We start from the raw sequence: 24,371 nt of genomic DNA, 5'->3' as shown, positions 1-24,371 counted from the left end.
GCGCACATCGGACCGACTGTCGCACTCCCGGCCGGGCGGGCCGTCCCGTCCGCCGTTCCCGCTCATCTCCAGGGGGAGACTTGCGCAGACAACTGAAGAGGGCGTGCGTGCCCACGGTCGCCGTGGCGGCCGCGGTGGCGCTCGCCGCGGGCATGACCGGCCCGGCATCGGCGGTGGACGGGCCCTCCGGCGGCGCCGCCACGGACGGTACGGCTTCCGCGCGGGCGGCCGCCCAGGCCCCGGGGCAGCGGCCCGGCCACGAGGTCGCGCTCATCACCGGTGACCGGGTCACCGTCGGCGCGGACGGCCGGGTGCGGCGGATCGTCCGCGCGGAGGGCCGGGAGAAGGTGCCCTTCCAGGTGCGGACCGCCAGGGGCCGCACCCTGGTGGTCCCCGAGGACGCGGCCCCGCTGCTCGCCGACGGCACGCTCGACCAGCGGCTGTTCGACGTCACGGAGCTGGCGAAGGCCCCCAGCCGCCGCGCCTACCGGGACGGCCTCAAGGTCATCGTCGGCTACCGGGGCACCGCGCGGGCCGCCCGCGCCGCCGTGGACCGGGCCGACGGCACCGGGGCGCCGCTGCGGCTGGTCTCCCTGAACGCGGACGCCGTCACCACCCGGGGCACCACCGGGCTGTGGCAGGCCCTGACCCGCGGTGGCGAGCGGGGCCCGCGGACGGCCGCGCCGGGCATCGCCCGCGTCTGGCTGGACGGTGTCCACCGGGCCGCACTCGACCGGAGCACCGCGCAGATCGGCGCCCCGAAGGTGTGGAAGTCGGGCTACGACGGCAAGGGCGTCACCATCGCCGTCCTGGACACCGGTGTCGACGGCGGCCACCCCGACCTCAAGGGCCGGGTCACCGCCGCGAAGAACTTCTCCGAGTCCCGCGACGCCAGGGACCGGGACGGCCACGGCACGCACGTCGCCTCCATCGCGGCGGGCAGCGGCGCCCGGGCGGGCGGCACGTACAAGGGCGTCGCCCCCGGGGCCCGGATCCTCAACGCCAAGGTGCTGGACGACGAGGGCTTCGGCATGGATTCCGGCATCATCGCCGGTATCGACTGGGCGGTCGCCCGGGGCGCGCGGATCGTCAATCTGAGCCTCGGCGGCACCGACACCCCCGGCTCCGACCCGCTGGAGACCCACGTCGACCGGGTCACCCGGGAGAAGGACGTCCTCTTCGCGATAGCGGCGGGCAACGAGGGTTCGGGCGCCGGCACGGTCGGCACGCCCGGCAGCGCCCAGGAGGCGCTGACCGTGGGCGCCGTCGACGGCCTGGACCGGCTGGCCGGCTTCTCCAGCAGGGGTCCGCGCGTCGGCGACGGCGGGCTGAAGCCCGATGTGACCGCCCCCGGGGTGGACATCACGGCGGCGTCCGCGGCCGGCAGTGTCGTCGCCGACGAGGAGGGCGAGAAGCCCGCCGGCTACGTCACCCTGTCCGGTACGTCGATGGCCGCGCCCCACGCGGCCGGTGCCGCCGCCCTGCTCAAGCAGCGCCACCCGGGCCTGTCCGCCCGGGAGCTGAAGGCCGTGCTCACCGCCTCCGCCCAGGGCGGCCGGTACACCGCCTTCCAGGAGGGGACGGGCCGGATAGCCGTGGACCGGGCCGTCCGGCAGAGCGTGATCGCCGACCCGCCGTCGGCGGCCTTCCCGCTCCAGCGGTGGCCCCACACCGACGACACTCCCGTGACCCGGCAGGTGACCTACCGCAACCTCGGCGACCGGGCCGTCACCTACACCCTGGGGATCACCGCCACCGGGCCCCGGGGCAAGCCCGCGCCCGCCGGCTTCTTCACCCTGGGGGCGCGGACGGTGACCGTGCCCGCGCGGGGCACCGCCTCCGTCGGCGTCACGGCCGACACCCGGATCGGCGGCTCCCTCGACGGCCACTACGCGGCCGTCGTGACCGCGACCGGCACGGGCTCCGGCGCCGGGCAGAGCGTCCGTACCGCGCTGTCCGTGGACCGGGAGGTCGAGTCGTACGACATCACCGTCCGGCACATCGGCCGCGACGGCGCCCCGTCCCCGATCGGCGCGAGCCTGCTCGTCCCCCGTAGCGGCGACTCCGAGACGAGGTACACCGCCCAGGACGCCTCCGGTACCACCACGGTCCGGCTGCCCCGGGGCCTCTACCACCTCGAATCCCGGTTCACGGTCGATCCGGAGGACTCCACCCGCGGCTACGACATCCTGGTCCGCCCGCGGCTGACCGCCCACAAGGACCAGACGATCACGGTCGACGCGCGGACGGCGAAGCCCCTCGACATCACCGTGCCGGACCCGGCCGCCGCCCCGGTGGGCGCCGCCCTGGACTTCGCCTTCGAGGGGGCCATCGGCGAGCACTACCTGTTCTCCGAGTACCGCCTCGCCGGCTTCACCGGCGTCCGCACCGCCCACCAGGGTCCGGGGAGCACCCCGGGCTCGGTCCGCTTCTCCTACGCCGGCCAGTGGCTGAAGGGGCAGAGCACCGAGTACCGCGTGGCGCGGACCGAGGATCCGTCGGACCGGTTCCCGACCGGTCTCACGCGCCCCTACCGGCCGGCCGAGCTGGCCACGCTGAAGGTGAACGCGGGCTCGTCCGCGCGGGTGCCCGGCGGCAAGCGGGGTCTGGTGAACGTCTGGAGCTTCGCCCCCGGCGGCTCCGTGGACGAGCCCCGACCCGTCGTCCGGAAGCTGCCGTTCACCCACACCTTCCACCTCTCCACCCGTGGCACCCTCTGGTCCTCGCTCTACGGGCAGCTCAGCGGGGCCGTGGTGGACGGGTTCCCCGAGGCGGACCTCGTGTACGCCAACGAAAGGGCCGTCCGCTACCGGCCGGGCAAGACGTACGAGGACACGTTCAACACCGGGGTCGTCCAGCCGCTGATCACCAGTGAGCTGGGGGTGTACCGCGAGAACAACACCCTCTACGGCGGGCTGCCGCTCTTCACCGACGCCCGGGGCCACAACGGGTGGGGCACCTGGACCGCCGCCCGGAGCACGCTCCACCGGAACGGCAGGAAGACCGGCGAGGCCGCGCAGCCCCTCGACGGGAAGGTGGCGTTCCGGGTGCCGGCGGGCGCGGCGGACTACACGCTGACGACGTCCGTCAGCCGCAGCGCGAAGGTCGCGGCGGCCAGCAGCCGGGTCGAGGGCCGGTGGACCTTCCGCTCGCAGGCGGCGAAGGACCCGACGGATGCGGTGATGCAGCCGCTCTCCTCCGTCCGTTTCGGCGCGCGGGTGGGGCTGGACAGCACGGCCCCGGCGGGCGTCACGCAGAAGGTCACGCTCACCGTCCAGGGACCGGCGGCGGGCGCGAACCTCCGTTCGCTGACGGCCGAGGCCTCCTACGACGGGGGCAGGACCTGGCGGAAGCTCACCGTCAAGGGGGGCGCGGTGGACCTGCGCAACCCGGCGAAGGGCAAGGGCGTCACGCTGCGCGGCAAGGTCACCGACAAGCGGGGCAACACCGGGTCGGTGACGATCCACAACGCCTACCTCGGCCGGTGACGGACCGGGGCGGGCAGCGGTGAGGGGGCGGCCCGCCGGGACCACGGTTCCGGCGGGCCGCCCCCTTTGCCGTGGGCTCCTTCGCCGTCGGCCCCTTTCGCCGTGAACCCCTTTCGCCGTGGACCCCTTTCGCCGTGGGCCCCTTTCGCCGTGGGCCCCCTTCGCCGTGGGCCCCCTTCGCCGTGGGCCCTTTCCCGTACGGCCGTTTCCGCATGACCCATGGCCCATGACCCATGCCGCATGGCTCGTGCCGCATGCCTCTCAGCCCGGGAGCGCCGGGGACGCGGTACGGCGGCGCAGGGCCGGTTCCCTGCGGGCGACGCGGCGGCGCAGCGCGCGGGCGATGTGCCGGGCGTCCGGGCCGACCCCGTTCAGCGCGTCCGAGAACAGGGTGTGCTGTCCCTCGACGCCGATGTAGGCGAGGCCGGGGTGGCTGGTCGACAGGCCGTGCCGCTGGCGGGGTGTGCCGTCGGCGCGCAGCGCGCCCAGCGGCCGCAGATACTCCAGCGCCGGGCGGTACCCGGTGGCCAGTACGACGGCGTCCACCATCTCGCGGGTCCCGTCGGACCAGCGCAGTTCGCGGCCCTCGCCGCCGGTGAACATCGGGCGCCGGTCCGGCCGGCCCTCCTCGACGGCCCGGCGCTGGGCGCCGCTGTAGTCGACGACGAGTCGTAACTCGGACAGCCGCGGCAGCGCCGGGCCGACGGGGAGCCGCCCGACCATCCCGAAGAACCGCCAGTAGCGCGCGCTGTCGGCCCGGAAGCGGGTGGAGCCGAACCGGATCGGCCGCCGGCTCGCGATCGTGGTGCGCGCCGTCCCGGACAGCTCACGGGCTATCTGGACGGCGGAGGTGCCGGAGCCGACCACCACGACCCGCTGCCCGGCGAAGGGTTCGGGCGAGCGGTACCCACAGGAGTGCAGCACGGTGCCCGTGTAACGGCCGAGGCCGAGGGCGGGCCGGTGCGGATGGCCGAAAGTGCCAGTGGCGGCCACCACGACCGGGGCGTGCAGCCGTGTTCCGTCCTCGGTGGTGACCACATAGCCGTCGGGGTCGGCGACGACGGAGAGGACCCGGGTCCCGGTGCGGATCTCGCAGTCCAGGAGGGAGGCGTACCTGCGGAGATAGGCGACGACCTCGTCACGGGCCGGGAAGTGGGAGGGGTCGCCCGGGAACGGGAGGCCGGGGAGGGAGAAGAAGCACACGGGGGTGAAGGCGACCAGGCTGTCGTAGTAGTGGGGCCAGGATCCGACGGGTTCGGTGCCGGCCTCCAGGACGAGGGGGCGGAAGCCCTGATTCCGGAGGGCGAAGGCCGTACCGAGGCCGCCCTGACCACCACCGATGATGATCGCCGTGTCCATACCGCGCTCCGTTCTGCTGTGGGGGTGCTCTTCCGTCGTGGGGCTCCGCCGGTCGTACGGAGGCCCGCCCGGGGGCGCGCCGGAAGGGGGAGCCCCGGGAATTCCACGGAATCAAACGGAGTCGAGCGCGGTCCAACAGCTTTCGGCCGGAATTCCAGGGCCCTGTGGCAGGTCCGGCGGACGCGGCGATTCCACCCCCGTACGGCTGGTCCGATGTCCCGGCTCCGTCAGGCCGACGCGCGCTTGCGCGACCCCGCGGTCTTCTTCGCAGCAGTCGCAGTCGCAGTCGTCTTCGCAGTCGTCTTCGCCGTGGCCGTGGCCGTCTTCTTGCCTGCGGCCTTCTTCGCCGTGGCCGCCGTGGTTGCCGTGGTTGCCGTGGCTGCCCTGGCCGCCTTGGCGGTCGACTTCCGGGCGGTGGTGTCCTTGGCGCCGGACTTCGGCATCCCGGTGGCCTTCGCCGTCCGCGCGGTGGACTTCCGGGCGGGTGCGGTCCCCTTCGCCCCGGCGGACGCCGTCTTCTGCCCCTTCGGCGCCTTGCCCGCGGCCTTCGCGGTCCCCGCCGTCCGCGCCGTCCGCGCCGGGGCCTTCTTGCGTGTCTCCAGGTGGGTCACCCCGGCCAGTTCCGCCCGCTCGCCCCCGGCCCCGGCCCCGGCGCGGGCGTCCCGCGCCGCCTTCACGCTGTTCTCCAGCGCCGCCATCAGATCGATGACCTGACCGCCGCCGCCCCCACCGCCCGCCGGTTCGGCCGGCACGCCGCCCTCCGCCTTCGCCGCGATCATGGCCTCCACGGCCTCGCGGTAGTCGTCGCGCAGCGACTCGATGTCGACCTCGCCCAGGGTGTCCATCAGCGCGTCCGCGAGATCCAGCTCGGCGTCGCGCACGGTCACCTCGGTCTGCGGGGCCACCCCCTCCGGGCGGCGGATCTCGTCCGGCCAGAGCAGCCCGTGCATGGCGATCACGTCGTCCACGACCCGGAGCATCCCCAGCCGCTCCCGCCCCCGCAGCGCGAACTTCGCCACCGCCACCTTCCGGCTCCGCTTCAGCGCCTCGCGCAGCAGGGTGTAGGGCTTGGCGGCGGGGACGCCGTCGGCGGAGAGGTAGTACGCCGCGTCCATCTGGAGCGGGTCGATCTCCGACGCCGGGACGAAGGCCACGATCTCGATCGTCTTCGCCGTCGGCAGGGGCAGCCGGGCCAGGTCCTCGTCCGTGATCGGGATGATCGACCCGTCGGCCTCCTCGTACCCCTTGCCGATCTCGGCCGCCGGGACCTCCTTCTCCTCCAGCTCGCACACCTTGCGGTAGCGGATCCGGCCCCCGTCGGCGGTGTGGACCTGGCGGAAGGAGACCGTATGGCTCTCGGTGGCGTTGACCAGCTTGATCGGGATGCTGACCAGGCCGAAGGAGATCGCGCCGTTCCAGATGGATCGCACCGTCAGACCACTCCGTCCCGATATGCGGCTTTCATGGAATTCTTATCGTATGACGCCGATCACAGAGGTGGCGGGGCGGCGGCTGCCGCTGAGCAATCTCGACAAGGTCATCCACCCCGCCACGGGCACCACCAAGGGCGAGATCCTGCACTACTACGCGGTCACGGCCGGGGCGCTCCTGCCCCATCTGCGCGACCGGCCGGTCTCCTTCCTGCGCTACCCGGACGGCCCCGGCGGGCAGCTCTTCTTCACCAAGAACCCGCCGCCCGGCACCCCGGCGTGGGTGCGGACGGCCCCGGTGCCGCACACGGACGACCCGGGCGCGCGCCAGGTCGTGGTGGACGATCTGCCCTCGCTGATGTGGGCGGCCAATCTGGTGGTGGAGTTCCACACCCCGCAGTGGACGGCGCACGCGCCCGCCGTCGCCGACCGGCTGGTCCTCGATCTCGACCCGGGCCCGCCCGCCGGGGTCGCCGAGTGCTGCGCGGTCGCGCTGTGGCTGCGGGAGCGGCTGGCGGCGGACGGTCTCGACGCGTACGCGAAGACCTCGGGCGCCAAGGGGCTGCATCTGCTCGTACCGGTCGCGCCCACGCCGTCGGCCCGGGTGTCGGCGTACGCGAAGGGGCTGGCCGTCGCGGGAGAGGCCGCGCTGCCCCGGCTGGTGCTGCACCGGATGACGAGGGCGCTGCGGCCGGGGAAGGTCTTCGTGGACCACAGCCAGAACGCGGCCGCCAAGACCACGGCCGCCCCCTACACCCTCAGGGCCCGTGCGCTGCCGACCGTCTCCGCCCCGCTGACCTGGGAGGAGGTCGCGGACGCCGCCGATGGTGGGCCGGTGCCGATGGTCCTGATGGGCGATCTCGCGGACCGTCTCGACCGGTACGGGGAGCTGCTGGCCCCGCTCACCGACCCCGGCCGGGCCCGGCCGCCGCTGCCGTGAACGGGCCCGGGGAGGGAGAGGGAGTCGGGGAAGGATTCGGGGAGGTGCCGCTGCGGCCGCCGCTCGGGGTCATGCGCCCGCGCCGCGCGGAGAGCATCCCCCCTCCGGACGGGCTGCCCGGCGGCACGCAGTACTCGGTCAAGCTGGACGGCTTCCGGGCGCTCGCCTTCGTCGGGGCGGACGGCGGGGTCTTCCTCCAGTCCCGTTCGGGGCGGGCGCTGGGCCCGGAGTTCCCCCGGATCGCCGCGCACCTCGGGAGCGTCCTGCCGGCGGGTCTCGTGCTCGACGGGGAGCTGTGCGCCTACCGCGACGGGCGGCTCAGCTTCGGCGACCTGCTGCGGTCGCGCGCCGACCGGGAGCGGTCCGGGACGGCCCTCTCGTACATCGCCTTCGACGTGCTCGCCGTGCCGGGCCGGGACGTACGGCCGCTGCCGCTGCGCGAGCGCTGGGAGCTGCTCGGGGCGGCGCTGCGGGACACCGGGCCGCCGCTGGAACGGGTGCTCGCGACGACGGACGAGGAGACGGCCCGGCTCTGGTTCCGCGAGCTGCGGGACGCGGGGGTGGAGGGGATCGTGGCGAAGGCCCTGGCGTCGCCGTACCGGGCCGGTCCCACCTGGGCCTGGCGCAAGATCCGCCACGCGGACACGGTGGACGGCGTCCTCGTCGGCGTCTTCGGGCCCGAGCGGCGGCCCGGGGCGCTGCTGGTGCGCCTCGGCGACGGGCGCGAGATCCGGGTGGCGGCGCTCACCGCCGTACAGGCGCGGCAGCTCGCCGACGCGGTGGCCGGGCGGCTGGCGCGGCCCGGCGGCCAAGGGGCGGGGTCCGGTGCGGAGTCGGGTGCGGGCGCGGCGCGGCTGCTGACGGAGCCGCTGCCGGTGGAGCTGCGCGAGGTGCCGGGGCGGCACGAGACAGCGAGGTTTGTCCGGCTGCGGTCGGACGGCTGACCGGGCGGGACGGTACGGCTGAGCGCGGACGGCTGGGCCGGCTCCGGTCGGACGGCTGAGCACGACTGCGGTCGGACGACTTCGGCCGGACGGCTGGGTACGGACGGCTCGGCGCGACTGCGGCCGGACAGCTGAGTGCGGACGGCGGCGGTACGGACGGCTGGGCGCGGCGGTCGGGCGGCTCGGCGTGGCTGAGTGCGCACGGCTGGGTACGGACGGCTGAGCACGGTTGGTCGGGCGACTGGGCACGGCCGAGTGTGGACGGCTGACCGGGCCCGGGCACGTACGGCGGCGGTCGGACGGCTCGGCGCGGCTGCGGTCGGACCTTCGAGCCTTCGAGCCTTCGGGCTTTCGGGCCTCCGGAGTCCGGACGGCCCGGACGGCCCGGTCGGCGGCGTACGGACCGGGCCCCGGGGCCCCTGAGGCCGGTGGGTCCGGGAGGCCCGGCCGGGCCTGTGGGGATCGCTGGGAGCGGTGCGGCGGCCGGGTCAGCCGCGCAGCCGGGTGCGCCGATCGCGGGCCGTCGTACGGAGGGCCACGACTTCGGCCGGTTTGCGCACCCCGCCGAAGTGGCCGATACGCCGACGCCGTTGTCCGCAGGGCGAGGACGTCACCGGGGTCCACGGCGCCGTCACCGTGACCGGCCCCGCCACGACGAGGGCCGGGCGGACCACCGTCGCGGGCGCGCGGGACGCCGGACCGGCCCGGCGGCGGTTGCGGCACGGCACCGGAACGGGCTCGTCGCGGCCGGTCGGCGCGGTCGGGAACGGCGGCGCGCCCCCCGGTGCCGCCACCCCCGGCCGGCCCCGGCGGCAGGTCGGCCACCACGGTCCGTACGGCCGCCGCAACGCAGCGCCACCAGGTGGAGAACGCGCCATCCGGCGCCGTCGAATTGGTCGGGGCCGCCGCCCGGCGGCGCGGTCGGCGGCCGTCGGCACGGGCGCCGACCCGAGGGTGAACTCCCCGGTGGGACCGGGTGTCCGAGCGGCCGCCTGCTCCCGTCGAAGAGATACATCGACCAACCAGATCCAGCCACTGTCGACACCGCTCCCCCGCCCGGCGCCCTCGACCGCCCGGACGCCGCCGGGACCGTCACACCGTGCGTACCCGGCACCGCGACGGCCGCCCGGCGTGCGCACTTGCAGCCGGAAAACGCTTTCCCTCCCGGGGCGGTGCGACTCGCAGTGTCGCCGTGCGGTCACACCCCGTTCGTGACCCCTCGGACACGACCGCGCGAACAGGCCCATGGCCTTCCGGGCAATATCCCCGCGATGTCCGGACGGTGGTGCACACTCTCCCCAAGCGCGTGGTTCCCGCGCAGGTTTCGGGGGCATGCGCGTGTCGCACGTATCTCGGGAGGGGGCGGCGTGTTCGGGGGAATCGACGAGGTCGACTGGGCCACGCTGGGGCATGCCTACGGTCCGGCGGACGACGTTCCCGAGTTGCTGCGCGGGCTGGCGTCCGCGGACGCGGTGGAGCGCGAGGCGGCTCTCGACGGAATGTACGGAGCGGTGCACCACCAGGGGGACGTCTACGACTCCACCCTCGCGTGCATACCGTTCCTGCTGGAGCTGGTGGCCGATCCGGCGGTCCAGGATCGCGGCGGGATAGTGGAGTTGCTGACCAGCATCGGCGGTATCGACCTGGACGGCGACGACGAGCTGGATCCGGAGGACGAGGAGTTCGAGTTCGCCGCCAACTACGCGATGGCGGCCTCGGCGGTGACGGCCGGCGCGGACGTCTTCCTCGGGCTGCTCGACGCGGGCGACCGGGGGGTGCGGCTCACGGTGCCGCTGGCGCTGGCGACCCTGCACAGCGAACCGGAGCTGGTGCTGGGGCTGTTGCGGGACCGGCTGGGCGCCGAGTCCGATCCCGAGGTCCGGTTCGCCTGCGTGGAGGCGGCGGGGCGGATCGCGCTGCGGCACGCCTGGCTGGCGGCGGAAGTGGTGGAGTGGCTGGTCGAGCTGGCCCGGGTGCGGTACGCGACGGGGTCGGCGGCGGACGCGGCGGCCCGGCGGTCGCCGTCGCTCCCGGGCGGCCCCTGGGAGGGGCGGTACGCGGCGGAGGGCTGGGGCGTCGTCGATCCGTGGTGCGTCCCCGGGTCACCGGACCTGGCGGACCTCACCGACCTCACCCGCCTCACGGACCTCTGGGACAGGCCGCCGCCGGGGGAACCGGGGCACGACCGGCTCCCCGGGGACCTCTACGACCCCGACGACCCGTACAGCCCCCACCAGCTGTACGAGCGACCGGACGGGGCGGGTCACCGGGGCGGACCGGACGGCCTGGGCGTTCCGGGTCTCGCCGCCCTCTGGGACACGGATCCCATGGACCGCACGGACAGCGGGGACGACACGGAAAGCGACGGCGAGGAGAACGACGACGGGACGGCGGGCGGCGGGGACGAGCCGCGCGCGACCGGTCCGGCCGACTCCGGTCCGGCCGACATCGCTCCGGTCGACATCGGTCCGGCCGACATCGCTCCGGTCGACATCGGTCCGATCGGCTCCGGGCGGCCCGTTCTCAACGCGCTGCCGTCGCCCGGCGGCCCCCGGGACCCGATCGCGGGGGCCCTTCCCGCGTACGGGTCGACGCGCGGAGACGACCCCGCCGGGACACCCCCCGGGGAAGCCGGCGGCACCCCGGCGGGCGGGGTGGGACGCACGGATCCCGCGCGGCCGGCGGTGTACGACGCCGGGCTGCGGCTCTCGGCCCTCGCCCAGCTCGCCCGGTGCGCCCCGCACGCGCTCCCCGACGACGTGGTGCCCGGGGTGACGGGTCTGCTCCGGGAGCTGCGCGCGGAGCCGGCCGACCCGCCGGAGACCGGCCCGCTGGAGACCGGCCCTTCCGGCGCACACGGCGCACACGTCTCGTCCGGTACGTACGGCTCCTGCGCGGTGTACGGGACGCACGCGGACGACGACCGGACGGGCACGGGCCCCCACGCCCTGTGGACCGGGGATCTGCTGCGGACGCTCCACACCGGCCTCGGCGACCGGGTCGCCGACCGGACCGCGCTCCTGGCGGACCAGCTGTGCAGCCCGGACCGGGGCCAGCGGATCGACGCCGTACGGATGAGCAGCGCGCTGCTGCGGACCCGGCGGGGCGAGTACGGCGAGCTGGTGGCGCTGATCGGGGAGCAGCTGGCGGACGGGGAACCGAGGCTCGCGGACGCGGCGGCGGCCGCGCTCGGGGAGCTGTTCACGCTGGCGGCCCCGGCGGCGGACGCGCTGGCGGAGTTCGCCGCTGCCGATCCCGGCTCCTGGGTGCAGGAGTGGGCCAGCGGGCCCCGGACGCTGGGCGCGGCGGTCACGGCGCTGGCGCGCGCGGGTGACGCGCGGGCGGTGCCGGTACTGGCCCGGATCCTGGAGCTGCCCCGGGCCCCGCACGACCTGGGCTACGTCCTGGACCATCTGGGCCCGGCGGCGGCCCCGCTGATACCGGCGCTGCGGGCCCGGCTGGCGGGGACGGAGCTGGACGACCGGCTCTACGACACGGCGGGCCCGCTGCTGTACGGGCTGACGGCGCTGGGCGCGGCGGAGGCCCTGCCCGAGGTGCTGCGGGTGCTGCGGGATGCGCCCGAGTACCGCAGGGAGTGGGTGGTGGAGCTGGCGCTGGGGGCGCTGACGGCCTTCGGCCCGGCCGCCCGGGAGGCGGCCGGGGAGCTGCGGGCGCTGCTCGCGGACGCCGGGCGGCCCGGCGGGCACGCGGCGGCGTTCACGGTGAAGACGGCCGGGGCGCTGTGGGCGGTGGCGGGGGACGCGGGGGCGGTGCTGCCGGTGCTGCGGGCGACGCTCGTGTCGGAGTCCGGGGCCCGGCGGGCGGCGGCCGGGGTGCTGGGGTCGATGGGCCCGGTGGCCTGGGAGGCGGAGCCCGAGCTGCGGATCGCGCTGCGGGCGGGGGACCCGGGGACGCGGGTGGACGCGGCGCTGGCGCTCTGGCGGGTGACGGGCGACCCGGAGCCGGGGTGGCCGGTGCTGCGGGCGGCGTGGGACGCGCTGCCGTTCACGCGGGTGCCCACGGCCGAGCGGCTCGCGGAGCCGTCGGCGGACGCGCCCGGGTCCGTCGCGGCGGACGGGCCGCCGGTGGCGGGGCGGGCCGAGGGCGCGGAGCAGCTGGTCCGGGACGAGCTGGCGCGGGTCCGCCGGCACAACGCCATGGACGGCGGCTACGGCAGTCATGACATCGTGAGGGACGAACGGCTGCTGGGGCTCTGCCGGCGCGCGCTGACCGCCCCCGACTCCGACGCCGACGCCGACGCCGGGAAGGAGAGCGGGAACGGGAACGGGTCCGGAACCGTTTCCGGGACGGGGGCAGAGGCCGGGGAGACCGGCCGGGCACCCGACAGGACCGACAGGACCGGCCGGCGCGGGAACGACGGGAAGGCCGTACGGCCCGGCAGCGCCGGAAAGACCGGGAGCAACGGGAGTACCGGCACGTCAGGGAAGTCCGGGAGCACCGGGCGGACGAGGGAGACCGGCGAGACCGGGGAGAGGCCCACCTCATGATCATTTTCGGTACCAAGGGGTATCTGCACCAGCTGGCGATCCTGACCCTGGTGTGCGGGGCGTGCGGCAACCCGTCGGCGCACACCCTGCGCAAGCGGGTCACCAAGTTCACGCTGTTCTTCGTGCCGCTGTTCGCGGTCTCCACGAAGTACGGGACGCAGTGCACGTTCTGCGCCGCCGAGACGAAGCTCACCGCCGAGCAGGCCGATCAGCTGCTGGCGCAGAACGCGGCGGGCCTCGGCATGCCCTCCGCCCCGGGCGCGGCCCAGGCCGGACCGGCCGGCCTCGGCGGACAGGGCGGAGCGTACGGCCAGGGATCGGCGGGACAGCAGCCGCGCAACCCCTACCAGCACTGATCCGGCCGCGGGGCCCGTTCGCGACCGGTCCGTGCCGGTCCCGCGGCGGGCCCGGCACACACGGCGCAGGACCGGCGACCGGGCGGCGGCCGGGACGAAACCTTCCTGCGAATAGGGTGGAAGCATCCACCGACCGTCCGTCCCGCGAGGAGAACGTTGCCCGCACGCCGCCACCGACCGCTCCGCCGCGCGCTGCCGCTGGCCGTCGCGGGCCTGCTGCTCGCGGGCTGCGGCGACCCGGGCAAGCTGGTCAGCGCGGGCCCCGCCGAGGAGGCCGGCGGCCCGGTCAGGCTCTGGCCCGGACTGCCGCCGGTCACCTCTCCCCCGTACGACTACGGCGAGGTGGACACCGCCCGGGTGCCGGGGATCGAGGTGCCCGCCGGCGGGGTGCGCGCGCTGGACCCGGTGGCGGTGCTGCGGGCGGAGGAGGGCGCGTCCCCGCACGAGCACTCCGGGATCGCCGGGCTCTACATGGAGACCGTGCAGGCCCTGCCCGGCTGTACGAAGAAGCCCCGGACGCCGCGGACGTGCCCGGTGCTCGCGCCGTACTACCGCGATCTGACCGGCGACGGGCGCGAGGAGCTGATCGTCGGCGTCACCATGCCCGAGCAGCAGACCGCCGTACGCTGCTACATGCCCGACGGCAGGGGCGGGCTGACCCGGATCATGGCCACGTCCGACCAGATGGTCCGGATCGAGCTGGCGGGCCGGGACCTCGTCCTGCACTCGGTGTCGGCGGGCATCCCCGGGTACGAGTACCGCACGGCCTGGTCGTGGGACGAGACCCACGGGGCGATGCTCCAGGCCCGTGACGAGATCGTCCGGGTCAAGCCGCTGCCGGAGAGCGGCCGGCCGTCCCCGGCGCGGGAGACGGCCGGATGATCCGCCGCCCGTTCTCCCGGCCGTTCCCCCGCCCGTTCTCCCGCCCGTTCTCCCGCCCGCGCGGAGCCTCCCCCCGGATGCGCCGGACGTCCTCGTACCGCTCGTATCGCTCGTATCGCTCGTACCGGCTGCGCCGCCCCCGCTGGACGGCCACCCTCCCCTGGAAGGCCGCCCTCTTCATCACCGTCATGTGCTGCGGTCTCGCCGCGCTGCTCGGTGCGCTGGTGCACGCGGCGGTGACCACGCAGACCGTGGACCAGGCCCGGGAGAAGGCGCTGGACAAGCTGGGCGAGGCGGCCCGGGCGTACGAGGCGGGCGAGCCGCTGCCCTCGTACGCCGAGGTCGATCCGGCGGGCCTGCCCGCGTCGCTGCGGCGGCTCGCGGTCGGCGGCGAGAGCGGCACCATGATGAACACCCTCGCCGGCCGCCCCACCATGTGGGCGGCGGGCCCGGCGGACGGCCGGGCGCTCGCCGTGCGGATCGACCACTCGCAGGGCGCCCGCACCATCAACGGTCTCGACCGGGCGATCGTCGGCTCGTCGGTGCTGGCGATCGCGGCGACGCTGCTGGTGGGGGCGTTCGCGGTGACCCGGGTCACCCGCCGGCTCCATCTGACCGCGCAGGTGGCCCGGCGGATCGGCGCGGGCGACCTGGACGCCCGGGTCAACGATCCGCGCACCAGCGACCCCAGCCGCCCCCTGGACGAGGTGGCCACGGTCTCCGGCGCGCTCGACACGATGGCCGCCACGCTCCAGGGGAAGCTGCTCAGCGAGCAGCGTTTCACCGCCGATGTGGCGCACGAGCTGCGGACCCCGCTGACGGGTCTGACGGCGGCGGCCGAGCTGCTGCCGGAGGGCCGCCCGGCGGAGCTGGTCCGCGACCGGGTCCGGGCCATGCGCGCGCTGACCGAGGATCTGCTGGAGATCTCCCGGCTGGACGCGGGGAGCGAGACGGTGGATCTGGATCTGCACCGGCTGGGCGAGGTGGCCGAGCGGGTGGTGCGGGCCTTCGGCACCGGGACCGAGGTGCGGGTGGTGCGGGACGCCACCGTGGAGACCGACCGGCGGCGGCTGGAGCGCGTGCTCGGGAATCTGGTGGCCAACGCCCACCGGCACGGCGCCGATCCGGTGGTGCTGACCGTGGACGGCCCCGTGGTGACGGTGACGGACCGGGGCCCCGGCTTCCCGGCGTATCTGCTGGAGCACGGCCCGGCCCGGTTCCGTACCGAGGGCGGCCGGTCCAAGGGCCACGGCCTGGGGCTGACGATCGCCCTGGGGCAGGCGGCGGTGATCGGCGCGGAGCTGCGGTTCCGGAACGCGGCGGGGGACGCGGCCGGGGGCGGCGGCGCGGTGGCCCGGCTGGAGCTGCCGGGGCCCGTGCCCTCGCGGGAGGACGCGCCGCCCCCGTCGGCGTCCGCCGCCACCCCCTGACGACCCCAGGGCCAGCACAAGCCATACAAGGGACCCATATAAGGGACATAGCATCCCGAAGTTGGTACGTTGCCGGGCATGAGCGCAACGGCGAGGGCGGCACAGGCGCCGCCGTCCGCCGCCGCGCGTCCGGCGGGCCGGCGCGGGGTCGAACTGGCGCTCCTCGTCGGGGCCGTCCTGATCTCCGTCCTCGGCTACACGATCGTCGGCGTGACCCGCGCCCACGCCGTGCCCCACGACGCCCTGCGGTACGGGGCGGGCCTCGGCGCCCTCGCGCTCCTCGCCCATGTCGCCGTCCGGCTGTGCGCCCCCTGCGCCGACCCGCTGCCGCTGCCCATCGCGGTCCTCCTCAACGGCCTCGGCCTGGTGCTGATCCACCGGCTGGACCTGGAGACCCCGGGCGAGGCCGCCGCCCCCGCGCAGCTGGTGTGGTCGACGCTGGGCGTCGCCCTGTTCATCGTCGTGGTGACGGCGGTCCGCGATCACCGGGTGCTCCAGCGGTACGCGTACCTCTCGGTCGCCGCCGCCCTGGCGCTGATGACCGTACCGATCTTCTTCCCCGCCGTGAACGGCGCCCGGATCTGGATCCGGGCCGGCGGGTTCTCCATCCAGCCGGGCGAGTTCGCGAAGATCCTGCTGGCGGTCTTCTTCGCGGCCTATCTGGCGGCCAACCACCACACCCTCGCCGCCACCGGCCGCCGGCTGCGGCGGCTGCGGCTGCCCGCGGGCCGGGTGCTGGCCCCGGTCGTGACGATCTGGCTGCTCAGCGTCGGCGTCCTGGTCCTCGAACGGGACCTCGGCACGTCGCTGCTCTTCTTCGGCCTCTTCGTGATCATGCTGTACGTGGCGACCGGCAGCACCGGCTGGATCGCGGTGGGCCTGCTGCTCGCGGCGGCGGGCGCGGTCGCCGTGGGCACGCTGGAGCCGCATGTGCACGGCCGGGTGACGGACTGGCTGCACCCCTTCGCCACCGCCGACGCCGGCGAGGGCGCGGGCCAGCTGGCGCAGTCGCTGTTCGCCTTCGGCGCGGGCGGGGTGCTGGGCAGCGGACTCGGCCTCGGCCACTCGGCGCTGATCGGCTTCGCCGCGAAGTCGGACTTCGTGCTCGCGACGGCGGGCGAGGAACTGGGGCTCGCGGGCCTCACCGCCGTGCTGCTGCTGTACGCGCTGCTGGTGGCCCGGGGGTACGGGTACGCGCTGCGGCTGCGGGACCCGTTCGGGCGGCTGCTCGCGGTGGGCCTCGCCTCGATCGTCGCGCTCCAGGTGTTCGTCATCACCGGCGGGGTCACCGGGCTGATCCCGCTGACCGGGATGGCGATGCCGTTCCTGGCGCAGGGCGGCTCGTCCGTCGTCACCAACTGGGTCATCGTGGCCCTGCTGATCCGGCTGGGCGACTCGGCCCGCCGGACCGGCCACGGCCCCGCCCCGCACCGGCCGGAGGACGGCCGGTGATCCCCTGCGTCCGGCGGTCGGGGGCACTCTGTCTGCTGCTGCTGGCGGCGCTCCCGGTGCACGCGGCCCGGGTGCAGCTGGTCGACGCGGGGAAGCTGGACGGGCATCCGGCCAACCGGCGCGGCGCCATCGCCCGCTACGCCGAGCCGCGCGGGGAGATCCTGGCGGGCGGGCGCCGGCTGACCGCGTCCCGGGACACCGGGCAGCAGCTGCGCTGGGAACGCGTGTACCCGGAGGGTCCGTTGTACGCGCCGGTGACCGGCTTCTCGTCGCAGACGTACGGCACCACCATGGTCGAGGACGCCGCCGACGCGGTGCTGTCGGGCACCGATCCCGCGCTGGCGTCGCTGCCGCTCTGGCACGAGCTGAGCCGGGGCCGTCCGACGGGCGCGGACGTGAGCACCACCGTCGAGCCGGCGATGCAGCGGGCGGCATACACGGGCCTCGGCGGGAAACGGGGCGCCGTGGTGGCGGTGGAACCGGCCACCGGCCGGATCCTGACCCTGGTCAGCAGCCCGTCATACGATCCCGGCCAGCTGTCCGGAACGGGCCCTTCGGTACGGGCCGCCTGGGACCGGCTGACCTCGCAGCCCACGCAGCCGATGCTCAACCGGGCGATCCGGCAGACCTACCCGCCCGGCTCCGCCTTCAAGATCGTGACCGCCGCCGCGGCGCTCGACGCGGGCGTGGTGACGGACGTGGACGCGCCGACCGGCACGCCGTCGCCGTATCCGCTGCCGGGCACCCGCACCCGGCTGCCGGACGCGGCGGAGGGCTGCGGCGGCGCGTCGCTCGCGTACGCGATCCAGTGGTCCTGCAACACGGTCCTCGCGCATCTGGGGACCCGGGTGGGGCTCGCGGGGATGCGGGACGCGGTGGCCCGGTTCGGCTTCAACGACCCGGGGCTGCGGATCCCGTCCCCGGTGGTGCCGTCGAACTTCGACACCCGGATGTCGGCGGACCAGCTGGCGCTGTCGTCGATCGGGCAGTTCAACACGACCGCGACCCCGCTCCAGATGGCGCTGGTGGCGGCGGCGGTGGCCAACGGGGGCGAGCTGCGGCCGCCGTACCTGGTGGACCGGGTCACCGCGCACGGCGGCACCCGGGCGGTCTCCCATCCGAGGCAGCGGCCGCCCCGGCGGGTGATGAGCCCGTTGACGGCGCGCCTGCTGGCCGGCCTGATGGTCGGCGTGGTCGAGCGGGGCACGGGGTCGGCGGCGGCCCTCCCGCACGCGACCGTCGGCGGCAAGACCGGCACGGCGCAGCACGGCCTCGGCAACTCGGGCGTCCCGTACGCGTGGTTCATCTCGTTCGCACGGGCCCACGGCTCGGCGCGGCCCGCCGTGGCGGTCGCCGTGGTCGTGGAGGACGCGGACGCGGTACGGGGTCACATCAGCGGCGGCGGGAACGCGGCCCCGGTCGCCCGCGCGGTGATGGCGGCGGCGCTGCGGGAACAGGACCTGCTGCGGGAGCGGGACCTGCTGCGGAAACGGGACGTCAGGAGGCCGGGCGCCGGCGCGGGTGGACGGCGGTGAGGTCGATGTCGAGGGGGAACGGCCGGTCGACCGTCAGCCGCCGGCGGTGGCTGACGGCAGGTCCGTAGGCATACGTGCCCGGGTCGAGTGCGAAGGCGTGGACGACCGGCAGCTCCCCGTCACTCTCCACCCGCCAGAAGTGGGGAATGCCCGCGCGGGCGTACTTCAGGGGCTTGATCCCCCGGTCGCGCGCGGCGGAGTCGTCCGACACGACCTCGACCGCGAGCAGCACGTCCGCCGGCGCGAACCCGGTCTGCCGGGGCCCCGTGAAGGCGGCGACCGCGACGACGGACACATCGGGTTCCAGGCGGTTGCGCTCGTCCAGGGTGACCGTCATCCGGCTGACCGCCTCCCACTCCTCGGGCGCCTGCTCCATCAGCAACCTCATCAGGTAGTGGATGGTGCGTGTGTGGAAGAGGGTCTGCGGACCGGTGCGGACGAGGCTCCCGTCGATCAGCTCCGTGCGCGGAGGGAGACCCGCAAGCCCGTCGAGGTCGTCGGCCCGCCAGCCGTCGGCGGGCGGACGCGGCCACACGTACCCCTCGTCCCAGGCGTCCTCCTGTGCGGCATCCGTGATCGTTCTCATACGCGGGAGTCTGGCCGACCGGATCGGCGTCCCCCGGTGGAATGCCGCTCAGCCCCTCAAACGGGTGAGCGGCACCCGGGGCCGGCCGACGGCGCTCACCCGCCCGGCAGCGGCTCCTGGCGGCTGAGCCAGGCGTCCGGGACGGCGTCGACGCCCGTGGCCGCCGCGACGATGCCACCGGTGATGGCGCAGGTGGTGTCGACGTCGCCGAGGCCCTCGGCGGTGGCCCAGAGAGCCGCTTCGAGGTCGCCGGCGTGCCGGGTGGCGGTCCAGACGGCGAAGGGGACGGTGTCGTCGGCGCGGACCCGCTGACCGCTGCCGAGGACGTCGGCGGCGTGGCCGGGCTCCGTGGCGAGGGGGAGTTCCGCGGCGCGCCGCAGGCCGTCGTGGACGAGACCCGGCGGAGTGCGGTCGGCGACGGCGGCCGGGGTGAGCCCGCCCCGGACCGAGAGGGCGGCGGCCACGGCGACCGCTATCGCGCCCGCGACACCCTCGGGGTGGGCGTGGGTCACCCGCGCGGACAGCTCCGCCTGCCGGACCACCGTCGCGAGGTCGGCGGAGAACCAGGCGCCGAGCGGGGCCACCCGCATCGACGCCCCGTTGCCGAAGCTGCCGCCGTCGAACAGCTCCGGTGCCAGCGACGGCCAGCCGGCGGGGTCCGCCAGCAGCCGGGGCAGCAGCATCCGCATCCCGTGGCCGTAGCCGCGCGCCCGGTCGGCGTCGTAGACCCGGGCGAAGGCCTGCGCCAGCCGGTCCTGCTCCACCTCCCCGTACCGCTCCAGGATCTGATGGATCGCCAGCGCCATCGCGGTGTCGTCGGTCCACTGCCAGTCGGCCTCCTGCGGGGTGCGGCGGGCCCTGATCTCCTCCCGGGCCCGCTCCCGCTCGCGGAAGAGGGGGAACCAGCGCCGTCCGAAGGCGTCCCCGAGGGCGAGCCCCTGAAGACTGCGGCGGGCGGCGCTGCGGGCGGCCCGGTTCATGGTGGTGGTCATGACGACCATCGTCCGGGAACGCGGGTGGCGGCGTATATCCACAGCCGTCCGGGAGCAGGGCCTTTTCCGTCCTTCCGCAGGACGATCTTCGGTCGGATACCCGCGACCAGCGTTTCCCGGTAGGAGCGCACCGGTCCCCCGGCCCTCCCGCCTCAGGCCGCCGCCACCGGCCCCGCCCCGTCCGGATCGGCCGCGCCGGGCTCCTCGGCGCCCAGCCGGACCGCGTCCGCCACCTCCGCCACCCGGGCCGCCTCCTCCGCCGCGAACCGCTCCCGGTCGAGCTGTTCGGCGACCTCCTCGTCCTGGGTCATCAGCAGATCGAGGCTGGCGTCCCCCAGCTCGAAGACGCCCATGTCGAGATAGGCCCGCTGCAACCGCTCGCCCCACAGCCCGATGTCCTTCACACAGGGCACGATCCGGCTGAACAGCAGCTTCCGGAAGATCTGGAGGTATTCGGAGCGCTCCGACAGCTCCTCCGCCTCCTTGCGCGGCACGCCGAAGTTCTCCAGCACCTCCACGCCCTTGATCCGGTCGCGCATCAGATAGCAGCCCTCGATCACGAACTCCTCGCGCTCGCGCAGCTCCGCGTCGCTCAGCTCCTTGTAGTAGTCCCGCAGCGCCATCCGCCCGAAGGCGACATGGCGGGCCTCGTCCTGCATCACATAGGCGAGGATCTGCTTGGGGAGCGGCTTGTCGGTGAGGTCGCGTATCAGGCCGAACGCGGCGAGTGCGAGCCCTTCGATGAGCACCTGCATGCCGAGGTAGGGCATGTCCCAGCGGGAGTCGCGGAGCGTGTCGCCCAGCAGTCCCTGGAGGTTGTCGTTGACCGGGTAGAGCAGCCCCATCTTCTCCTGGAGGAACCGGGCGTAGATCTCCGCGTGCCGGGCCTCGTCCATGGTCTGGGTGGCCGAGTAGAACTTCGCGTCGAGGTCGGGGGCGGACTCCACGATCCGCGCGGCGCACACCATCGCGCCCTGCTCCCCGTGGAGGAACTGGCTGAACTGCCAGGACGCCGCGTGCCGCCGGAAGTCGGCGCGCTGCCCCTGCGTCATCTTCGCCCAGTAGGAGGTGCCGTACAGGGCGAGGGCCTCGTCCGGGGTGCCGAGGGGGTCGTAGGGGTCGACCTCCAGCTCCCAGTCGATGCGCTTGGCGCCGTCCCACTGCTTGTCCTTGCCCTTCTGGTAGAGGGCCAGGAGCCGGTCGCGGCCTCCGTCGTACTCCCAGCTGAAGCGGGCCGCGCCGGTGGCGGGCACCTGCCAGTGGGGGGAGGGGGGCGGGTTCGTGTAGTGATCGTAGGTCGACACCGGATCGACTCCTTCGCCTCATATCCCGTACGTCCAGGGTGACTTGGGCACTCAGGGGCAGGCTCACACTTGGTAGACGGGTAGTCAACAAGTCGCGCCGGGGGTGTTGACGCGTCTGCTGACACAGAGTCTGATAAGGGTGCCCCGAACGCGCCCGCGCCCCATGGGGGACCACGCGGCACACCGCCCAGACGTTCACGAGGTGCCCTTCGCCATGACGATCGCGTCCGAACCCGACCTCACCCGGCTCCACGACGCACTCGGCCCGCTCCGGGACCGCGAACAGGTCGCCCAGCGGCTCCTGGACGCCTCCGCCCGGCACTCCTTCGACCCGGACCGGGACATCGACTGGGACGCGCCCCTCACCGACGGCACCTGGTTCTGGCCCCCGGAGCTGGTCTCCCTCTACGACACCCCGCTGTGGCGGCGGATGTCCGGGGAACAGCGGATGGACCTGGCCCGGCACGAGGCCGCCTCGCTCGCGTCCCTCGGCATCTGGTTCGAGCTGATCCTGATGCAGATGCTCGTCCGGCACATCTACGACAAGCCCGTGACCAGCACACACATGCGGTACGCGTTGACCGAGATCGCCGACGAGTGCCGGCACTCGACCATGTTCGCCCGCATGATCGTCAAGGGCGGCACCCCCGCGTACCCCGTCCCCCGCCTCCACCACCAGCTCGGCCGGGTGCTGAAGAGCGTCTCCACCGCCCCCGGCACCTTCGCCGCGACCCTCCTCGGCGAGGAGATCCTCGACTGGATGCAGCGCCTGACCTTCCCCGACGAACGGGTCCAGCCGCTGATCCGCTCCATCACCCGCATCCACGTCGTGGAAGAGGCCCGGCACGTCCGGTACGCCCGGGAGGAGCTGCGCCGCCAGATGGTGACCGCGCCCCGCTGGGAACGCGAACTGACCCGCCTCAGCAGCGGCGAAGCCGCCCGGGTCTTCTCCGTCTGCTTCATCAACCCGGCGGTGTACGAGAACGTCGGGCTCGACCGCCGGGTCGCCCTCGCGGAGGTACGGGCCAGCGGCCACCGGCGGGAGGTCATGCAGGCGGGCGCCAAGCGGCTGACCGACTTCCTGGACGACATCGGGGTGCTGCGGGGACCGGGCCGCCGGCTCTGGCGCGCATCCGGCCTGCTCGCCTGAGCACCCCGCCACCGGCCCGTACACACGCCCGGAACGGACCTCCCGTACGGGGAAACCTCCCCGCCCCGCACGTCCCCTTTCCGGCCCCGGCGGCTACCCTGCGAACCATGACCGCCCCGCTTCCCGCCGCTCCCGCCTACCGGCGGATGAGCGTCGAGGACCGTCGCAGCCAACTCCTCGCGGCGGCCCTGAGACTGTTCGCGCACCGGCCCCCCGAGGACGTCTCCCTGGACGACGTGGCGGAAGCCGCGGGCGTCTCCCGGCCGCTGGTCTACCGCTACTTCCCCGGCGGCAAACAGCAGTTGTACGAGACGGCGCTGCGCTCCGCCGCCGACGAGCTGGAACTCTGCTTCACCGAACCCCGGACGGGCCCCCCGACCGGGCGGATCTCCCGGATGCTCGACCGCTACCTCGTCTTCGTCGACGAACACGACGCCGGATTCAGCGCACTGCTGCGGGGCGGCAGCACCGCCTCGACCTCACGGACCACGTCCATCGTGGACGAGGTCCGGCGGGTCGCCGCCGAACAACTCCTGCTCCACCTCGGCGGCGACCGGCCCGGCCCCCGGCTGCGGATGCTCGTCCGCACCTGGATCGCCGCCGTGGAGGCGGCCTCCCTGATCTGGCTGGACGAGGAGAAGCGGCCCACCGCACCCGAACTGCGCGACTGGCTCCTCGACCAGCTGATCGCCGCGCTGGCCGCCGCCGCGACCACCGACCCGGAGACGGCGGCGGCGGTCCGCGGCCTGCTGGAACTCGAACACACGGAAGGGCCCGTGGGCCGACTGGCCCGCGGAATCCTGCCGACGGCCCGCCGCGCGGCCGGACAGGGCCGGCCCACCGGCCTCAGGTCCCCGTGACGCCGTCCACCCGCTCACGCAGCAGATCCGCGTGCCCGTTGTGCCGCGCGTACTCCTCGATCATGTGGATCAGGATCCACCGCAACGAGACCTCGCTGTCGCCCAGCACCTCGGCGGCCTCCGGCTCCAGGAAGGTCCCGCTGTCATCGAGGGACCCGGCCGCCGCGACGACCGCCCGGCTGCGCTCCACCTCCTGACGCCACCCGGCCAGGGTCTCCTCGGCGGTCCGCTCCGGGGCCACCGTGAACCCGTTGTCCCGCGGATACCGGAACGGCTCGTCCCGCCCGGCGAAGGTCCGCTGGAACCACTCCGCCTCGACCGCCTCCATATGCTGGACCAGCCCCAGCAGACTCATCGGCGAGGGCTCCACCGGGGTGCGCCGCAACTGCTCCTCGGTGAGCCCGGCGCACTTCATCGCCAGGGTCTCGCGGTGGAACTCCAGCCAGGTTTCGAGCATGGCGCGCTCATCGGCGCAGCGCGGGGGCGGAAAGGGACGACCATCGGGAAGTTTGACCATGCGTCCACCCTGCCAGGCCCCACTGACACTCGACCGCCTCGGCCGCCCGCCCGCACGGTGCACGGAGTCCTTGCCTCACCGTGGATGTCGCGACCGGGCCCCGCCGTTCCGGGCCGCCCGGACGCTTGCTGTCGCGGACGGCCACGGTGCCGGTCGCGTAGCACGAGGTCGGCCTCGCGCTGCGGGGCCCGCGTCGATGCGGGCGGGGTGCGCTCGTCCGGGGCCCCGGCTGTCCGGCCCGTGTCGGTACGGGGTCCCGCACCCCTTTTTCCCCCGGCTCGGGGTACCGGTCGCCTTGGCTGGCTTCGTGGGTGGGGGGTGCAGGGTCGCCCCCGCAGGGGATCGGCGGGAAGTCCGGCGTGCGTGGACCGTGGGCCTTCGGTCCGCCGACCCCGAGGAGGTGAGCCCGGAGGCCCCGCCAACCCGCACCACACCCGCACCCGGGACAGGCCGCACAAACCCGCCTCGCCGTCGATCACCCGGCAAAATCCAGCCCCCGAGCCCCCGCGCCTCAATCGCCGGCGGGGCTGATTTTTGTGCGGGTCGGCCCGGTCCGGGTGGTGGTGCGGGTTGGCGGGGCCTCCGGGCTCACCTCCTCGGGGTCGGCGAGCGTACTCACCGGGTTCAGTGCGGGGCAG

Annotated in this window: 16 protein-coding genes and 1 pseudogene; 11 read left to right on the top strand and 6 right to left on the bottom strand. The window is 74.8% G+C overall.

Translation table 11 applies throughout. The features are described from left to right. Nucleotides 1–107 precede the first annotated feature (107 nt). Nucleotides 108–3,488, top strand: coding sequence for a S8 family peptidase (locus tag SYYSPA8_RS10240; protein WP_323446711.1), 3,381 nt, complete (start codon nt 108–110; stop codon nt 3,486–3,488). A 261-nt stretch (nt 3,489–3,749) separates the two neighbouring features. Here the strand turns inward: SYYSPA8_RS10240 and SYYSPA8_RS10235 are convergent, their stop codons facing one another. Beyond that, nucleotides 3,750–4,847, bottom strand: a complete 1,098-nt coding sequence (locus SYYSPA8_RS10235; RefSeq protein WP_323446710.1) for a flavin-containing monooxygenase — start codon at nt 4,845–4,847, stop codon at nt 3,750–3,752. A 227-nt stretch (nt 4,848–5,074) separates the two neighbouring features. Further along, the gene (ku, locus tag SYYSPA8_RS10230; RefSeq protein ID WP_323446709.1) at nt 5,075–6,277 is read right to left on the bottom strand and encodes a non-homologous end joining protein Ku; all 1,203 of its coding nucleotides are present in this window, start codon (nt 6,275–6,277) and stop codon (nt 5,075–5,077) included. 49 nt (nt 6,278–6,326) lie between these two features. Between ku and ligD the strand changes: the two genes are divergently transcribed. From ligD to SYYSPA8_RS10190, 8 genes and pseudogenes are all read left to right on the top strand, one after another. Further along, complete coding sequence (gene ligD / locus SYYSPA8_RS10225; RefSeq protein ID WP_323446708.1) at nt 6,327–7,217, top strand: non-homologous end-joining DNA ligase; 891 nt, start codon at nt 6,327–6,329, stop codon at nt 7,215–7,217. Between the two features lie 44 nt (nt 7,218–7,261). Next, nucleotides 7,262–8,161, top strand: a complete 900-nt coding sequence (locus SYYSPA8_RS10220; protein ID WP_323446707.1) for an ATP-dependent DNA ligase — start codon at nt 7,262–7,264, stop codon at nt 8,159–8,161. Between the two features lie 1,367 nt (nt 8,162–9,528). After that, nucleotides 9,529–10,197, top strand: a pseudogene (locus SYYSPA8_RS38325) (hypothetical protein); the annotation flags it as partial. A gap of 2,468 nt (nt 10,198–12,665) precedes the next feature. Then, nucleotides 12,666–13,025, top strand: coding sequence for a zinc-ribbon domain-containing protein (locus SYYSPA8_RS10210; protein ID WP_323446705.1), 360 nt, complete (start codon nt 12,666–12,668; stop codon nt 13,023–13,025). Between the two features lie 156 nt (nt 13,026–13,181). Then, nucleotides 13,182–13,907 carry a hypothetical protein gene (locus SYYSPA8_RS10205; protein WP_323446704.1) on the top strand — a complete coding sequence of 242 codons (726 nt, stop codon included), beginning with the start codon at nt 13,182–13,184 and terminating at the stop codon, nt 13,905–13,907. Between the two features lie 77 nt (nt 13,908–13,984). Then, entirely contained in the window at nt 13,985–15,337 is a 1,353-nt protein-coding gene (locus tag SYYSPA8_RS10200; protein WP_323446923.1) for a HAMP domain-containing sensor histidine kinase, read from the top strand. A gap of 78 nt (nt 15,338–15,415) precedes the next feature. Further along, nucleotides 15,416–16,789, top strand: coding sequence for an FtsW/RodA/SpoVE family cell cycle protein (locus SYYSPA8_RS10195; protein WP_323446703.1), 1,374 nt, complete (start codon nt 15,416–15,418; stop codon nt 16,787–16,789). Continuing rightward, nucleotides 16,786–18,324: a penicillin-binding transpeptidase domain-containing protein gene (locus SYYSPA8_RS10190; RefSeq protein ID WP_323446702.1), complete on the top strand. Its 1,539-nt coding sequence runs from the start codon at nt 16,786–16,788 to the stop codon at nt 18,322–18,324. Before SYYSPA8_RS10195 ends, SYYSPA8_RS10190 begins: the two co-directional genes overlap by 4 nt. On the opposite strand, the gene SYYSPA8_RS10185 is transcribed toward SYYSPA8_RS10190, so the two are convergent. The 3 genes from SYYSPA8_RS10185 to SYYSPA8_RS10175 form a co-directional block, all read right to left on the bottom strand. After that, the gene (locus SYYSPA8_RS10185) at nt 18,287–18,910 is read right to left on the bottom strand and encodes a Uma2 family endonuclease (protein WP_323446701.1); all 624 of its coding nucleotides are present in this window, start codon (nt 18,908–18,910) and stop codon (nt 18,287–18,289) included. The two genes, SYYSPA8_RS10190 and SYYSPA8_RS10185, sit on opposite strands and share 38 nt — an antisense overlap. 95 nt (nt 18,911–19,005) lie before the next feature. After that, nucleotides 19,006–19,902: an ADP-ribosylglycohydrolase family protein gene (locus SYYSPA8_RS10180; RefSeq protein ID WP_323446700.1), complete on the bottom strand. Its 897-nt coding sequence runs from the start codon at nt 19,900–19,902 to the stop codon at nt 19,006–19,008. A gap of 152 nt (nt 19,903–20,054) precedes the next feature. Continuing rightward, nucleotides 20,055–21,206, bottom strand: a complete 1,152-nt coding sequence (locus tag SYYSPA8_RS10175) for a ferritin-like domain-containing protein (protein WP_323446699.1) — start codon at nt 21,204–21,206, stop codon at nt 20,055–20,057. A 214-nt stretch (nt 21,207–21,420) separates the two neighbouring features. On the opposite strand from SYYSPA8_RS10175, the gene SYYSPA8_RS10170 reads away from it, so the two are divergent. Together SYYSPA8_RS10170 and SYYSPA8_RS10165 are read left to right on the top strand one after the other, a co-directional pair. Next, nucleotides 21,421–22,356 carry an AurF N-oxygenase family protein gene (locus SYYSPA8_RS10170; RefSeq protein WP_323446698.1) on the top strand — a complete coding sequence of 312 codons (936 nt, stop codon included), beginning with the start codon at nt 21,421–21,423 and terminating at the stop codon, nt 22,354–22,356. Nucleotides 22,357–22,463: 107 nt separating this feature from the next. Continuing rightward, nucleotides 22,464–23,216 carry a TetR/AcrR family transcriptional regulator gene (locus SYYSPA8_RS10165; RefSeq protein ID WP_323446697.1) on the top strand — a complete coding sequence of 251 codons (753 nt, stop codon included), beginning with the start codon at nt 22,464–22,466 and terminating at the stop codon, nt 23,214–23,216. Here the strand turns inward: SYYSPA8_RS10165 and SYYSPA8_RS10160 are convergent. Then, nucleotides 23,203–23,733: a DinB family protein gene (locus SYYSPA8_RS10160; RefSeq protein ID WP_323446696.1), complete on the bottom strand. Its 531-nt coding sequence runs from the start codon at nt 23,731–23,733 to the stop codon at nt 23,203–23,205. The genes SYYSPA8_RS10165 and SYYSPA8_RS10160 overlap by 14 nt on opposite strands. Nucleotides 23,734–24,371 lie beyond the last annotated feature (638 nt).

The organism is Streptomyces yaizuensis (assembly GCF_034961445.1).
In the GTDB taxonomy this organism is placed as follows: Bacteria; Actinomycetota; Actinomycetes; order Streptomycetales; family Streptomycetaceae; genus Streptomyces; species Streptomyces yaizuensis.
The sequence above is the reverse complement of the archived record's forward strand: the minus strand, read 5'-3'. Positions and strand labels throughout refer to the sequence as shown.

Coding starts and splice junctions, on each gene's coding strand:
- SYYSPA8_RS10235 (WP_323446710.1), bottom strand. CDS start 4,847: ATGGACACGGCGATCATCATCGGTGGTGGTCAGGGCGGCCTCGGTACG.
- ligD (WP_323446708.1), top strand. CDS start 6,327: ATGACGCCGATCACAGAGGTGGCGGGGCGGCGGCTGCCGCTGAGCAAT.
- SYYSPA8_RS10210 (WP_323446705.1), top strand. CDS start 12,666: ATGATCATTTTCGGTACCAAGGGGTATCTGCACCAGCTGGCGATCCTG.
- SYYSPA8_RS10200 (WP_323446923.1), top strand. CDS start 13,985: ATGCGCCGGACGTCCTCGTACCGCTCGTATCGCTCGTATCGCTCGTAC.
- SYYSPA8_RS10195 (WP_323446703.1), top strand. CDS start 15,416: ATGAGCGCAACGGCGAGGGCGGCACAGGCGCCGCCGTCCGCCGCCGCG.
- SYYSPA8_RS10185 (WP_323446701.1), bottom strand. CDS start 18,910: ATGAGAACGATCACGGATGCCGCACAGGAGGACGCCTGGGACGAGGGG.
- SYYSPA8_RS10180 (WP_323446700.1), bottom strand. CDS start 19,902: ATGACCACCACCATGAACCGGGCCGCCCGCAGCGCCGCCCGCCGCAGT.
- SYYSPA8_RS10170 (WP_323446698.1), top strand. CDS start 21,421: ATGACGATCGCGTCCGAACCCGACCTCACCCGGCTCCACGACGCACTC.
- SYYSPA8_RS10165 (WP_323446697.1), top strand. CDS start 22,464: ATGACCGCCCCGCTTCCCGCCGCTCCCGCCTACCGGCGGATGAGCGTC.
- SYYSPA8_RS10160 (WP_323446696.1), bottom strand. CDS start 23,733: ATGGTCAAACTTCCCGATGGTCGTCCCTTTCCGCCCCCGCGCTGCGCC.